At 63.1% G+C, this 13,512-nt stretch carries 12 protein-coding genes; 8 read left to right on the top strand and 4 right to left on the bottom strand.

The genetic code is table 11. The features are described 5' to 3' along the window. The first annotated feature begins 56 nt into the window (after positions 1-56). The 5 genes from PSV05_RS08010 to PSV05_RS07990 all read left to right on the top strand — a co-directional run bounded on the left by PSV05_RS08010 (position 57) and on the right by PSV05_RS07990 (position 5,992). The gene (locus tag PSV05_RS08010) at positions 57-767 is read left to right on the top strand and encodes a CSS-motif domain-containing protein (RefSeq protein WP_300063902.1); all 711 of its coding nucleotides are present in this window, start codon (positions 57-59) and stop codon (positions 765-767) included. After that, the gene (locus tag PSV05_RS08005) at positions 740-1,150 is read left to right on the top strand and encodes an EAL domain-containing protein (RefSeq protein ID WP_300063900.1); all 411 of its coding nucleotides are present in this window, start codon (positions 740-742) and stop codon (positions 1,148-1,150) included. The genes PSV05_RS08010 and PSV05_RS08005 overlap by 28 nt, the downstream gene beginning before the upstream one ends. A gap of 474 nt (positions 1,151-1,624) precedes the next feature. After that, positions 1,625-2,581: an FUSC family protein gene (locus PSV05_RS08000; protein WP_300063898.1), complete on the top strand. Its 957-nt coding sequence runs from the start codon at positions 1,625-1,627 to the stop codon at positions 2,579-2,581. 3 nt (positions 2,582-2,584) lie between these two features. Then, on the top strand, positions 2,585-2,731 hold the full coding sequence (locus tag PSV05_RS07995) for a hypothetical protein (RefSeq protein ID WP_300063896.1): 147 nt from the start codon (positions 2,585-2,587) through the stop codon (positions 2,729-2,731). Positions 2,732-2,896: 165 nt separating this feature from the next. Then, positions 2,897-5,992 carry a diguanylate cyclase gene (locus PSV05_RS07990; RefSeq protein ID WP_300063894.1) on the top strand — a complete coding sequence of 1,032 codons (3,096 nt, stop codon included), beginning with the start codon at positions 2,897-2,899 and terminating at the stop codon, positions 5,990-5,992. A 16-nt stretch (positions 5,993-6,008) separates the two neighbouring features. Here the strand turns inward: PSV05_RS07990 and PSV05_RS07985 are convergent, their stop codons facing one another. Further along, positions 6,009-6,476: an Lrp/AsnC family transcriptional regulator gene (locus PSV05_RS07985; RefSeq protein ID WP_300063892.1), complete on the bottom strand. Its 468-nt coding sequence runs from the start codon at positions 6,474-6,476 to the stop codon at positions 6,009-6,011. 92 nt (positions 6,477-6,568) lie between these two features. Here PSV05_RS07985 and PSV05_RS07980 point away from each other — a divergent pair, with 92 nt between their 5' ends. Beyond that, positions 6,569-7,777, top strand: a complete 1,209-nt coding sequence (locus PSV05_RS07980; protein ID WP_300063890.1) for a PLP-dependent aspartate aminotransferase family protein — start codon at positions 6,569-6,571, stop codon at positions 7,775-7,777. A gap of 38 nt (positions 7,778-7,815) precedes the next feature. On the opposite strand, the gene PSV05_RS07975 is transcribed toward PSV05_RS07980, so the two are convergent. Together PSV05_RS07975 and PSV05_RS07970 are read right to left on the bottom strand one after the other, a co-directional pair. Continuing rightward, positions 7,816-9,336: a M20/M25/M40 family metallo-hydrolase gene (locus PSV05_RS07975; protein WP_300063888.1), complete on the bottom strand. Its 1,521-nt coding sequence runs from the start codon at positions 9,334-9,336 to the stop codon at positions 7,816-7,818. Positions 9,337-9,458: 122 nt separating this feature from the next. After that, positions 9,459-9,908 carry a cupin domain-containing protein gene (locus PSV05_RS07970; protein WP_300063886.1) on the bottom strand — a complete coding sequence of 150 codons (450 nt, stop codon included), beginning with the start codon at positions 9,906-9,908 and terminating at the stop codon, positions 9,459-9,461. 114 nt (positions 9,909-10,022) lie between these two features. Between PSV05_RS07970 and azu the strand changes: the two genes are divergently transcribed. Then, on the top strand, positions 10,023-10,712 hold the full coding sequence (gene azu / locus PSV05_RS15080) for an azurin (RefSeq protein ID WP_345782242.1): 690 nt from the start codon (positions 10,023-10,025) through the stop codon (positions 10,710-10,712). 89 nt (positions 10,713-10,801) lie between these two features. Here the strand turns inward: azu and PSV05_RS07960 are convergent, their stop codons facing one another. Then, positions 10,802-12,601, bottom strand: coding sequence for a CPBP family intramembrane glutamic endopeptidase (locus tag PSV05_RS07960; RefSeq protein ID WP_300063884.1), 1,800 nt, complete (start codon positions 12,599-12,601; stop codon positions 10,802-10,804). A 172-nt stretch (positions 12,602-12,773) separates the two neighbouring features. Between PSV05_RS07960 and PSV05_RS07955 the strand changes: the two genes are divergently transcribed. After that, positions 12,774-13,511, top strand: coding sequence for an rRNA pseudouridine synthase (locus tag PSV05_RS07955; protein WP_300065400.1), 738 nt, complete (start codon positions 12,774-12,776; stop codon positions 13,509-13,511). Position 13,512 lies beyond the last annotated feature (1 nt).

Here is a 13,512-nt window from a genome sequence, read left to right as displayed (position 1 = left end):
CTTGATGCATGATCGCCACGAGGGGCCCGACGCCATGGGCCGGGAACGTTGAGTGCATGCGCAAACGCATCGCCACCTGGGTCACACTTGCGGCAGGATTACTGGCAATCCTGTCCACGATCTCGGCTGCGTTGTACCTGGCCCATCGCCAGAGTGTCGCCGAGGAATCGGCGGCAGCATCGGCGATGACACTAGAACTGCTGCGCCGCGCCGACGCCATGGGCGCCGAAGCGGTCGATGCCTATCGCCAACTGGACGAGGCGCACCTGACTGACCCGTGTTCGGACGAAGGCCTCGTGCTCATGCGCGACATCGGCATGAGGTCGAATTTCCTGCAGGCGGTGGGCTACGTTCGCGATGAACGCCTGCAATGTTCGTCATTCGGACGCTATGGCGAAGGCCTGCCACTGGGGCCCGTCACCTATGTCAGCAGCCTGGGCACACGTGTGCGCCCATCGGTGGACTTGGGCTTGGGCAAGGATCGTCTCTTCCTGGTATTTGAACTGAGCCACTATGCAGCTGCCATCCGTGCCAGCACCATCCTGGATATCTTCACCGACAAGCCAGACATCTCCCTGGGCCTGTTTGGCAGGGCGAGTGGCATTCCACTCGCGGTACGCGGAATCTTCGACCCGGCATGGACCAAACACCTGGACAAGGGTAACCGGGTCACATTCTTCGACGGCCATTACCTGGTAGTTCTCCAGCAATCGCCGAATCACTCAGGCGCCTGCTTGCAGTGCCCGGCATTTCAGCTGCCAGCCTGATGGTCGAAATGACCGAGCATTCCTTCCTCGACGCAGAACGCGCAAGCCAGGCTGTCAAGGCCATCCGTGCGTTGGGCATCAGGGTGGCCATCGACGATTTCGACACGGGGTTTTCCAACCTCTCGCACCTGGCCAAGCTGAAGACCGATTGCCTGAAGATCGACAAGGTCTTCATAGAAGCCATCGGTACCGATGCACCGACCAGCGAGGTCGCGCTGCACATCATCCACATGGCCGAATCGCTCGGTCTGACCGTGATCGGCGAAGGTATCGAAACCGAGGCGCAGGCGCAGTTCCTGCTTGAGTACGGCGTTGGATATGGCCAGGGCTGGCTGTATGCGCGCGCCGTGCCGATGGCGGAGCTGCTGCGGAACCGCGCTTGATGGATCTGCGTTGATGTTCTTCCTGGAACGTGCAGGCGGCCACGCATTGCGCGATGCCACCGTCACCATGACGGCCCTCCTGGCAACGCTGGCCTGCGCGATGGCGATCAATCCGCAACCTGGTCTTGGCGTACTCGCGGTGGTGCTGTGCCTGTCGTTCTCGCGAAGTCACCTGGATCGCGACCTGCGTGGCCGGCTTGAGGCTGCCATTGCACTGCCCGTGGTGGGGCTGGTGGCGGTCGGGGTTGGGATACTGTTGCTACACCTGCGCTGGATCGGCGCACTGGTATTCGTGCTGGGCATGTTCATCTCGATCTGGCTGCGCCAGTTCGGCCCGATGACCCGTCGTGCTGGCGCGTTGATCACATTGCCGCTGGTGGTGATCCTGACCACGCCGCATGTCACCGGCATACATGCAAGTCCGTTGATGTCGGCCATGCTGCCGGTTGCCGTCGCGTTGCTTGCTGTGTCTGGGTGGCGACCACGCAGGCCCTGGCGCGCTGGCTGCAGGTATTGCCGCGGCAACAGGCGGCGACGCATACCGGCCTGCCGGCCATTGTGCGTGAGAGCACGCTGCGGCCGAATCCCACTACGCGCCTGGCTCTGCAGATGGCAGTCGCGATCGCGGCCGCATTCGCGGTCGGCTTCCTGGTTTTCCCGCAGCGCTGGGCATGGATCGTACTCACTGCATTCATCGTCAGCAGCGGCAACCGCGGTCGGCTCGATGTCGCCTATAAAAGCGTGTTGCGCGTACTGGGCGCAGGCGCCGGAACCTTGGCGGCACTGGTCTTCAGCCTTCAGTTTGGCAGCCACGTCGAACTCACCGTGGCGCTGATCCTGGCTGCGGTCTTCCTCGGAATCTGGCTGCGTCCGCTGAATTACGCGTGGTGGGCGTTGTTCGTGACCCTGGCCTTGGCGTTGTTGCAGGGATTCGAGGGAGTCTCCGCGCAAGCCATGCTGCTGCGCCTGGAGGAAATCGCGATCGGTGCGCTTATTGCTGTCGCCTCGGCATGGTGCGTGTATCCGGTCCGCTCCACCGACGTATTGCGGCGACGCATTGCCGATGTATTGGCGCAACTGTCCGATGCCTTCGACCCGGACACACCTGCCCAACCGCCCGACACCCTGGATGCTGCATTCACGGGGTTGGACGAAGTCGCCCCGTCATTTCGTGCATTGCGCTGGGCGACGAGTCGCTTCAAACCCGCGCAACCTGCCGACTGGATCGACACAACACTGGCCTGTCGCGAGCCTGCGTATGCATTGATCGCACAGCAACAAGCCCCGGTGGAGATCCGCAAGATCATTGGCTCTGCACGCAGGGCATTGCGTGCACCAGAGGCATTTCCGGGCGCATTGCAGGCACTCCTGGGAACCCTGCAGGCTGCGTGGCCTACAATAGAAGACCCAGAGCACGAACAAGCAGGTTGAATGATGGCAAAGCCGAATTATTCCTTCGAAAAACGCCAGCGCGAACTGGCAAAGCAGAAGAAGCAGGACGAAAAAGACGCGAAGAAGCGCGCCGAGCGCGAAGCCGCGAAGGCCGCCAAGGGCGAATCGGACGGCACTCCTTCCGAGTGATCCATCGATGGTGGCCACACCACCGACAATGAAGGGTTGAGGCAACCGACCTTCATTCACTTCCGGCATGAATGCCGTTCATGTTGATGGCTGCTCGTACTCACTGAATTCCAACTTGTTGCCCGCCTGCTGCTGCATACTTCAAGGCAGGGGGAATTGCAGTACATGTCAGGAATCAAGGCGTTTTGCCTCGTGCTGTTGCTATGCGTCGCCAACCCGACATGGGCGCGCGACGCCGCGTCGCAATCGGCATCGAAACCACGGGAAACCCCCAAACCGCTTGATCTGATGGGTCTTGGCTCGCCGGCGTTCACCAATTTTTCCGCGCGCGACGGTTTGCCGGATGCTGTCACGGTCGATATCTGCACTGATCGCGACGGCTTCGTCTGGGCAGCATCGCCAGTGGGCGTGTTCCGTTACGACGGCCGTCACTGGGTCGGTAGCGATGATCCCGCGATGGCGCATTCGGTCCACAGTCTGTGGGTGGACTGGCAAGGCACGCTCTGGGCCGCATTCCGCAATGAAGGACTGGCCCACTACGACGGCAAGCGCTGGCACGTCGAGAACCTTGCATCCGGCCTGCCCTCACAGCAGGTCCGTCGTTTTACCGAAACCGTGGATGCAAGCGGCGCACGCACGCTGTGGGCACTGACCTGGGATCACGGACTGATGCTGCGTCGCTCCGGCCGCTGGCAGGCCGACCCGGATAACGCCAGCCTGCCGCACAGCTCGATCCTGTCGATGGCACAGACGCGCACGCTGGGTGGCCCGCTTCGGCAGTGGGTCGGCACCGGCAGCGAGGGCCTGTGGTATCGCGATACGGGCACCCAAGGTTGGCGGCAATGGCATGCTGACCGACTCGATTCCGCCCAGGTCGAGTACCTGCTGGCAACCGAGCGCAATGGCCGCGAGGAACTGTGGCTATCGGTCTTTGGGGTCGGCTTGTGGCGGTTGTGGGAAGACGGCCTGCAACGCTGGTCGAAGGAAGACGGCACGCTGCCGACCAACGAGCTGTACGACATCGCGTCCACACCATTGCCCGGACCATTGGCACGCGGCGATCGCGATATCTGGGTGTCGTCGCGCTCTGGCCTGTTGCGCGTGCACGACGACCATGTGCAAGCGTTTGATCGCCGCCATGGCCTGCCTTCGGACGTGATCCGCGCAACCTATGCATGGCGCAGCCCGAGTGGCGACGATGTGGTCTGGCTGGCCACCGAAGCCGGTGTGTCGCGAACAGTGCTGGGCGCCAGCCCTTGGGTGACTGCCTCGTTGTTGGGCTCGCGCTCGGTCGGTGTGTTCGGGGTACTGGTGGAGCCCGATGGCCGGGGCGACGAACGCCTCTGGGTCGGCGCCAGCGAAGATGGTGTGGCCCTGTACGAACAGGGTCGCTGGCAATATTTCAATACTGCGAATGGTGCGCTGCCCACATCCAACGTCAGCATGCTGGTGGCAACCGATGCTGCAGATGGCAGCCGAACGCATTGGGTCGGCCTGCGCGGCGGCGACCTGCTGCGCGTGCGCGAGAATGGCATTGACGGAGTCTCGTTCGAACGGCAGGACACGCCATGGCCCGCTGGCAGCGGCGAAGCACCGCTCGACATCCTGGTGCGCCAGGTCGACGGCCACGAGGAACGCTGGGTCGGCACTCGCCAGTCCGGTATCTGGCGCTGGCGCAAGGATCAGGGCAAGGGTCGCTGGACCGAATTCCACTCACCCCAGGCAAGCGGCCAATGGCGCGTGACCCGCTTCCAGCAACAGACCGATGCAAGTGGACGCAACTGGATTTGGGCCAGCACCAACCAGGGACTGGCCCGCTTCGACGGACGGCAGTGGATGCTGTTCGGCCGCGATGCTGGGCTGCCCGATGCCGAACTGATCAGCATGCGCCTGATCCTCGATCCTGGCGGACGCCCGATCCTGTGGATCGGCAGCTCCAGCGCCGGCATCATTCGGGTCGACATCAGCGACCCCCTGCATCCCGCGGTCGTGCACGACAGCTTGCCGGCAGCAGCCGACCCAACCGCCTACGGTGCGCTGAGCGACTCCACCGGACGCATCTATATCTGCACCAACAATGGCGTGCAGCAACTGACGCCCAGTCTGCAAAACCCCGGTAGCTATCAGTCCCGCATCTTCACCCGGCGGGACGGCATGGTGCATGACGAATGCAATACCAATGCCCAATTCATCGATGCCCACGACCGCTTCTGGACCGGCACCCTGGGTGGACTTGCCGTCTTCGATCCGCATCGCGAGAAACGCGACAGACAACCCAAGCCGTTGCGGATCACCGAACTGCGCATCGGCGGCAAGTCGGTAGCCGGACCCGGCATGCACATCGGCGCCGATGTACAGACGCTCGAAATCGATTTCGCCCTGCTGTCATGGACGCGCGAGGGCGAATCGCGCTTCCGCACCCAGCTGATCGGCTATGAGGACACACCCGGCGAATGGTCTGAACAGGCATCGCGCACGTTCAACGCATTGCCGCCAGGCAGGTACACGTTACGCATCGAAGCGCGCGACCACGCCGGCAACCTGAGCGCCCCCCTGGAAGTGCCGATCGTCATCGATGCGCATTGGTGGCAACGCCCCCCTGCCTACATCGCCGGTTTGGTGGCGTTGCTGCTGCTTGGCTATGCCGGGACCCAGTGGCGCACCCGCACGCTGAAGGCACAACAGCGCGTGCTGGAACGACGTGTCGCCGAGCGCACAACCGAACTGGATGCCGCCAACGCACGCCTGCTGGAACTGTCTTATCATGACGCACTGACCGGTCTGGCCAACCGCCGGCGCCTGCTGGAGCGACTGGAAGCACCGCCTGCGGCCACGCCTGCCACGCCAACCGCATTGATCCTGGTCGATGTTGACCACTTCAAGGATTACAACGATAGCCTTGGCCATCCTGCCGGCGACGAAGCCCTGCGCGGCGTCGCCAGGATGATGAAGGATTGCGCACCGGCCGAAGCCCTGGTCGCCCGTTATGGCGGCGAAGAATTCGCCTGCCTGCTACCCGGCACCGACATCGCCGATGCCGTCGCACTTGCCGAACGCATGCGCATCGCGGTCGCCGGTTGCGACATCCCGGTTCCCGGCGAAAGCCGCACGATGCACGTCACCATCAGCGCCGGCGTGGCCAGTGCAACACTTGCCGACAGCAACGACGCACACCTGCTGATGCGCAATGCCGACATCGCGCTGTACCAAGCCAAGCGCGACGGGCGCAACACTGTTCGTTCGCAAGACGCCACGGGTTAGCAGCGACGCGCCGGGATTAACGCTGCAACAGGTTGGCCAGTTCGGTATTACGCTGGAATTCGAAAATCAGATGGGTCTGGATATGCGCCACCTCCGGCCGCTCTGTGAACGCGGTCAGGGTGAAGTCGCGCATGTGCTGGCTGTCGCGCACGCCGACATGCACCAGGAAATCCTCTGCACCAGCCACGTGATAGAAGGCCAGCACCTCAGGCAGCGTACGCAAATGGGCGTGGAAACTGTCGAGCAATTTTCGCGAATGGCGGGTCATGCGTACCGCGACCAGGGCCTGCAGGCCGATACCGACGGCCTCCGCGGCGACCTCGGCATGGAAGCCCTTGAGCACATTTTCCTCGCGTAGCCGGCGCACCCGTTCCAGTGCAGTCGATGGCGCGATTCCCGCAGATTCAGCGAGGTCCTTGTTGGCCATCCGCGCGTTCTTCCGCAACAGCCGCAACAGTTCGAAGTCAATTCGGTCTAGTTCCATGAAATCGAGCATAAACGAAATATTATTCGAACATGAAATGATGTACCGCAGCAGGTTTCATAATTCATGCATCCAGAAAAATCAGGTGCGTCATGTCTACCTCCACGCCAACCGCCTTCGAAACCCGTACCGTGCATGCCGGCCGTGAGGATTTCGCCAGCCTGGGTGTACACGCACCGCCGATTGACCTGTCGACCACCTATCCTGTCGCCGACCTCGACATAGGCACCGCCAGCTTCGATGCGCTGGTAGCCGGCCAGGCCACTGCGGCCAATCCGATCTATGCGCGCCTGCACAACCCGACCGTGGCACGGGTCGAACGCGCACTGGCCGATCTTGAAGGGACCGAAGCCTGCGTGGCCTATGGTTCCGGCATGGCTGCACTGACCGCGCTACTCGGCGCGATGCGCCTGCAGGGTGGCCGCCATGTGCTGGTGGTGCGGCCACTGTATGGCACCTCCGACCATCTGCTCGCCTGCGGCCTGACCGGGTTGGACGCCGAGTTCGTGCAGGCCGACGAAATCACCGGGAAGATTCGCGGCGACACCGCGCTGGTGGTGATCGAAACCCCGGCCAATCCGACCCTGGACCTGGTCGATATCCGCGCAGTCGTCGCGGCCGCTGGCAACGTGCCGGTGGTGGTCGATTCCACCTTCGCCACGCCGGTGCTGCAGCAGCCTGCCCTGCTCGGCGCGCGCTATGTCTTGCACAGCGCAACCAAATTCCTCGGCGGCCATGGCGACGTGATCGCCGGCGTGCTGTGTTGCAGCGAGGTCGATGCCGCGCCACTGCGTCAGGTGCGTGCCGCTACCGGCGGCCTTCTGCATCCGCTCGGGGCCTACCTGCTGCATCGCGGCCTGCCGACGCTCGCCTTGCGGGTCGAACGCGCGCAGGCCAATGCCATGATCATCGCCGAACGCCTTGCGCGCCACCCTGCCGTCGCCAAGGCGTTCTATCCAGGCCTCGGCACGGTGCGCAATAGTGATCTCGTGAAAACCCAGATGCGCGGCCCCGGTTGCCTCATCGCATTCGAATTGCATGGCGGCCATGCCGCGGCAGCATGCGTGATGGCATCAGTCCGATTGATGACACCAGCGGTCAGCCTGGGCTCGGTGGACACCCTGATCCAGCATCCTGCCGGGCTGACCCATCGCGTACTGGATGAGGCGACTCGTGCCGCCACCGGGATTACGCCGGGCCTGTTGCGCTTGTCGGTCGGCATCGAACACGCCGACGACCTGTGGCAGGACCTTTCGCAGGCGCTCGATGCAGCTTCAAGCATGCTGGCCAAAGCCGCCTGACTACAGTCGGCTTACGAAATATCGACAGGCGCGGTGGGTTACTTGCCCAGTTCGTAGAGATAGTCGACGAATGACATCACCGCGCCGTCGTACCCCTGCACCTTCGGGTTCGCCGACTCGATCAGGTAGTACTCATCCGGCCCATGCGCGCCCGTGCCATAGCCCAGCCCGAAGTGGCCCGAGGCGAGGTTCAACGGCGCGCCGGTGAACACGATGCCCGGATAGGAACCGGCCATTCGCGGCCACAGCATCGGGTCGAGGCCAGCGTTACGCAGCACCGCCAGTTGCGCCTGGATCAATGGCGAATCCGCGCGCGTGCTGGTGGGTCCGTAGCCGCCACTGACGTTGACCTCGATGTCGCCATAGCCGCGCTTGGCAAGATGCGCCTTCAGCGCGGCGACCGCGGCTTCCTTGGACATGCCCGGTACTAGCCGCAGGTCGATCTTGGCCACGGCCCGATGCGGCAGCACGGTCTTGCCACCAGGGCCGGTGTAGCCACCAACCAGCCCCTCGATGTTCACCGTGGGCTGCGAGACCAGGCGCTCGTTGGCGGCCTGCCATGACAGGTCGTCGATCCAGTGCGACACGCCAAGCCGTTGCTTGGCGTTCGCTTCGCTGCTCTTGGCCACCGCCGCCGCAACCATCGCCTTTTCTTCGGCGCTGATCGGCGGGGCCGCCGGGTAGCCCTCGATCGTGATGGTATTGCCGTCCTCCGACACCAGCGTATCCAGCGCCTTGACCAGCCGCCACGCCGGGCTGTCCACCATCGCCTTCAGTGAGGAGTGCACGTCCTTGGATGGACCGCGCCCCCATTTCTCACCGCTGGCGATCAGTTCCAGTTCCACCGCGCCCTTGGCGCCCAAGCTTACGGTCACATTGCCATCCTGGTCCTGCGATGCCGAAGGCATGAACACGCCAACGGTCTTCGACAGTGCCGCCGAAATATCGGGCCGCTGCACTACCTGGCTGAAATGCGGCGAAGCGATCTCCTCCTCGCCTTCGGCAACCAACACCAGGTTTACCGGCATGGCTTGGTTGGCTGCTTTGATCGCATGCAACGCCGCCAGCAAGGCCGACTCCGGGCCCTTCTGGTTGACCGCACCGCGGCCCATGACAACCTTGCCGAGGCCGGGCTTGTCGACGATGCGGGCTTCAAGCGGCGGGGAACTCCATTCGGCCGTATCGAACTGCTTGACGTCATACATGAAGTACAGGCCGACGGTTGTTTTCGCGCCCGCGTCCAGGGTCGCGAATACGCCCGGCTTGCCATCGGTCTGGACAATCTCCACATGCTGGAAACCGGCATCGCGCGCCAGCTTCGCCATGTACTCGGCACCCTCCTTCGAATTCAGGCTTTCGGCTGCGATCGACGGCAGCGCGATCCAGTCCTGCAGGCGCTTGACCGAGGTAGCGTGCTGGCGGACGACTTCGGCGCGAATGGCCGCACGGTCATGGTCGGCAGCGAACCCAATATTGGAACCGAACAGCATGGCGATGACGGCAGCAAGCCAAACGGCGTGCGTGCAACGGCGGGGCCTGGCGAGTACTGAAAAGGTCATGGAGCGCTCCGTGACGAGGTGACTGCAGCGGACCATCCGCTTCAGCCTGTCACCACTCCCTACGAAAATTACAACAGCAAACGGACGCTGCTCCGTCATCCGGGACTTGATTGAGACATCGCTCAATCGAACCCGGAACCATCCTTGCGCGTGAACGTGCCGCCAGCGGGCAAGTGCATGTCGATGTCGGGGTAATGACAAGTGCCGACCGGCGGCCGCCCGATAGCGAGATAAACGCAATCGGCGTTGCTGTCGTTGCGCAGGCAGTGGCCATTGCGATCACTTTTCGGGAAAGCCACGATATCGCCGGGACGCATGGCGGTTTCGCCATCGTCGTCGACCAATACTGCTTCGCCTATGATCATCACGACCAGTTCGTCCTCGCCTTCATGCCAGTGACGCTGTGCCGACCATGCGCCGGGCTTGAGGGTCACATGGCTGGCACCGAAATCGGATAGCCCGGTTGCGGGGGCAAGGCGCCGATACCAGCGACCGGCAACGACATCGGCATACACAGACGGATAACCGGTCGCGTTGGTTGGATGAATTTCGGAAAGATCGATTTTCGGCATGACGCGTCACCGTTGTGTATTCGATGGTCTGGAAGATTACTCTGCGGCAGGCCCTGACTTGCGCCAGCCATGACATGACCTGCATCAAAGCCAATCTTGGGCGTCGGATCCATCATGGAGACCGGCAATGCGGCAGCGAATTTTCACATGCTGCTTGCATTGCTGATTCCACACTATTCACCCCCACAACTGGAGTTCTTCATCATGTTCAACCTGCGAACCACCCTTCTGGCAACCGCCTGCGTCCTGGCGCTGGGCGCCTGCAGCGACAAGAATCCGCCAGCTGCGGAACCCGCGGCAACCACGCCGGCCGCCACGGAAGCAGCCCCTGTCACGCCAACCGCGGAACCTGCTGCTGAAACCACGCCTGTAGCACCCGCCGTTGCTGCCAGCGATGCAAAGGGCGCCGCGGTCGTCAGCGACTGCGCCACCACGATCGACGGCAGTGATGCGATGCAGTTCAACGTATCCTCGATCACCGTGCCGAGCTCGTGCGCGCAGTTCACGGTCAACCTGACCCACAGCGGCCAGATGCCGGTCGCGGCGATGGGCCACAACGTCGTGATCAGCACCACCGCCGACATGCAGGGCATCCTCAATGAAGGCATGGGTGCAGGCGTCGCCAGTGATTATCTGAAAGCCGGCGATACCCGGATCATTGCGCATACCAAGCTGATCGGTGGCGGCGAAAAAGCTTCGGTGACCTTCGATGTCGGCAAGATCAAGGGTGCTGGCCCGTATGAGTTCTTCTGCAGCTTCCCGGGCCACAGCTCGATGATGAAGGGCACGATCAGCGTCGGTTGAGTGTCAATTGACGGGCCCGGGCAGATACCGGGCTTGTACTGAATGCATTGGCGAGCATGGAATTCACCATGCTCGCCACACTGTCTGTTCTATCCCGCACCGGCAAACCGAATCAACGTCGCCAGCGCGTTGTTGGCGCCATGCAATGCGATGCCGGGGCCGAGCGATCTGGACTTCCTGGCCAACCAGCCCGAAAGCAGTCCAAGCGTCAGGTAGAACACGAAACGCGGACTGTCACCGTGCACGAGGGCGAACAGCAGCGCCTGGATGAGGTTGGCCCAGCCAAATCCGATATGGGCGGTCATGCCTCCCATCAGCAAGCCGCGAAACACCAGTTCTTCGTAGATCGGGACCAGCACCGCCATCAGCAGCAAGGTCATGGCCAGCCCGTATTGTTCAACGCCACCACCCACCAGCGAATCGACCATCCTGGTCTGCGCGGTGCTGGTGTCTCCGGCATTCCGGTTCCAGGCGGTGACCGCCATGCTGACCGCGATCAGGATCGCCCAGGCCAGCAATACCCGCCACCAGCTCCGCCACACCACGCGATCGCCGAACAGCGTGCGCCAGCCCAACCTGCGCATGCAGGGAAGCAACAGCAGCAAGCCCGCCACAGAACCCCACAGCGTGATCCGCAACAGCGCCTGTTTGTCTGGAAGCTCGTCGCCCCCGAACATCGTCGCCACCGAACCCGGCGCGACCACCAGCGCCACCATCATCGGAACGCAGATCGCGACGGCGGCGCCCAGCCAGGCATGGCGAAGATTGATGCCATCGAACAACGGAACCGCGAGCTTGCCGCGCACGCGGCGCACCATCCCGCGATAGTGGACCGGCAACAGCACAAGCCCTGGCGCCAGCGCCATCAAGGCCAGCACCATGACCATCACCAGCAGCATCAACAGCATTGCGGCGGATAACAGCGCCGCTGGCGACCGATTCGCCACAAGGGCAGCCCGCTGCATGGCCATCGGGAAATCTGAACTGTCGTCGAGGCTGATTTGCGCCGCTGCCGCCTTCATGTCGCCGGCAGCCAATGCGGCTTCGAACCTGGCGTCCTTCAGCGCTGGTGTTGATGCAGGGGTGTCCAGCAACTTGCGTGCCGCGGGGATATCGCCGGCACGCAACTGTGCCTTGGCCGCTACCACCGCATCCATCTCGAACCCTGCATCCTTGTAGCGACGCAGTTCGGCAAGCGCTGCCATCCGATCCGGCAAAGCCAATGCAGCGGTGACGCGCTGCTTGGCCTGCAATGCAGTGGTGGCAGCAGGTGCCTGGCGCAGCAATGCCTCGGCTTGCGCTTGCTTGTCGGTTTCAACCAGGTAAGTCACCGCACTGGCGACGCGCGACGCTTCGCCCAGCTTTGCAGCCATGACCGCCAGCTCGCCACCGCGCACGCTGGCATCGTCCTGATTCTCGTAGGCCACCGAAACCTTGGTCAGCAGTTGCCGGCGCAACGCGGGCGGCCATGCAACAGCTTCGCGCACCAGCTTGTCGCCCAGAGTGATGGCCTCATCACCCCAAACCTGTTCAAGGTCAAACAACTGGACATTGGGGTCGTGTGGCCAGCGCGCCTTGATCGCCTTGCTGCAGGCTTCGAAATCCGCTGGTGCGGCGTCGACCGGGTCATAGTCCTCATCAGTGAATTGGCGGATGAACCGGCATTTGGACACGGCCAGCGCCGGATTGTCCGGTGCGGCGCGAATCGCGGCATCGAACTCAGCCACAACCGCACGATAGGCATCGTCCCTACCCGCATGCACGCGCGCAAGGCTGGAGTCGGGATCCGGAACCTGGACGGGCTCCACCGCGAACGCACATCCGGCCCATAGCAAGCCCAACACCAGCAGCATGCCGCGAAGCCTCGTTTGCTGGCCTCCGGTATTCATCACCACACGCCTGCCACACATCCACCCGATACGCTTTGGCATCCCTGTCCCTTCGCCTGCTCCAAGCGTCGATTAGGCCGAATCCATGGTTCGGTTGCAATCTGGGCAGGCACATGGGCACAGGCCGCTACACTGCCTCCCCTACCCAGCGATTTTTCCGATGCCCGCCCTCATCCCCGAACCGATGCGCCTTGCCCATCGCGTTGCCCAGCTGTTCGGCTGTTCGCGCGACGACGCCGAGCACTACATCCGCAATGGCTGGGTCACGGTCGACGGCGTTGTGGTCGAAGCGCCGCAACATCCGGTCACCGTCGAGCTGGTCGAATTGCACGGCGGCGCGCGCCTGGAGCCGGTGGAACCGGCGACCATCCTGCTGCACAAACCTGCCGGCTTCGATGCGATCAGCGGCGCGAATCCGGCTGCGGCGCTGGTCACGCCGGAAACGCAATGGGCCGATGACCCGTCCGGCATTCGCCCGCTGCAGCGCCATTTCCATCGATTGACCCCGCTGGTATCGCTGGATGCCGAGGCCACCGGCTTGATGGTGTTGACCCAGGATGGCCGCGTGTGGCGCCGGCTGAGCGAGGACGGCGACGAGATCGAACACGAATACCTGGTCGAGGTCAGCGGCGAGATCGCACCCTACGGCTTGCGCAAACTTAATCACGGTCTGCACTACAACGGCCGCGCGTTACCGCCGTGCAAGGTCAGTTGGCAGAACGAAATTCGCCTGCGTATCGCGATCAAGGGCGTTCAAGGTGATCAGCTACGCGACATGTGCGCGCAAGTCGGGCTCGATGTCGTGGCGATTCGGCGCTTGCGGATCGGCAAGGTACCGATCGGCAAGGGTCCCGATGGCGCGATGCCGCCGGGCCAATGGCGTTACCTGCCGGTTGGCGAACGGTTCTAGC

It is taken from the genome of Thermomonas sp. (genome assembly GCF_029945965.1).
Lineage (GTDB): Bacteria > Pseudomonadota > Gammaproteobacteria > Xanthomonadales > Xanthomonadaceae > Thermomonas.
Note: the sequence above shows the minus strand (reverse complement) of the source record. Positions and strands in the feature narration are given on the sequence as shown.

Coding starts and splice junctions, on each gene's coding strand:
- PSV05_RS07975 (WP_300063888.1), bottom strand. CDS start 9,336: ATGACCTTTTCAGTACTCGCCAGGCCCCGCCGTTGCACGCACGCCGTT.
- PSV05_RS07990 (WP_300063894.1), top strand. CDS start 2,897: ATGTCAGGAATCAAGGCGTTTTGCCTCGTGCTGTTGCTATGCGTCGCC.
- PSV05_RS07995 (WP_300063896.1), top strand. CDS start 2,585: ATGGCAAAGCCGAATTATTCCTTCGAAAAACGCCAGCGCGAACTGGCA.
- PSV05_RS08010 (WP_300063902.1), top strand. CDS start 57: ATGCGCAAACGCATCGCCACCTGGGTCACACTTGCGGCAGGATTACTG.
- PSV05_RS07985 (WP_300063892.1), bottom strand. CDS start 6,476: ATGGAACTAGACCGAATTGACTTCGAACTGTTGCGGCTGTTGCGGAAG.
- azu (WP_345782242.1), top strand. CDS start 10,023: ATGGAGACCGGCAATGCGGCAGCGAATTTTCACATGCTGCTTGCATTG.
- PSV05_RS07970 (WP_300063886.1), bottom strand. CDS start 9,908: ATGCCGAAAATCGATCTTTCCGAAATTCATCCAACCAACGCGACCGGT.
- PSV05_RS07980 (WP_300063890.1), top strand. CDS start 6,569: ATGTCTACCTCCACGCCAACCGCCTTCGAAACCCGTACCGTGCATGCC.
- PSV05_RS07960 (WP_300063884.1), bottom strand. CDS start 12,601: ATGAATACCGGAGGCCAGCAAACGAGGCTTCGCGGCATGCTGCTGGTG.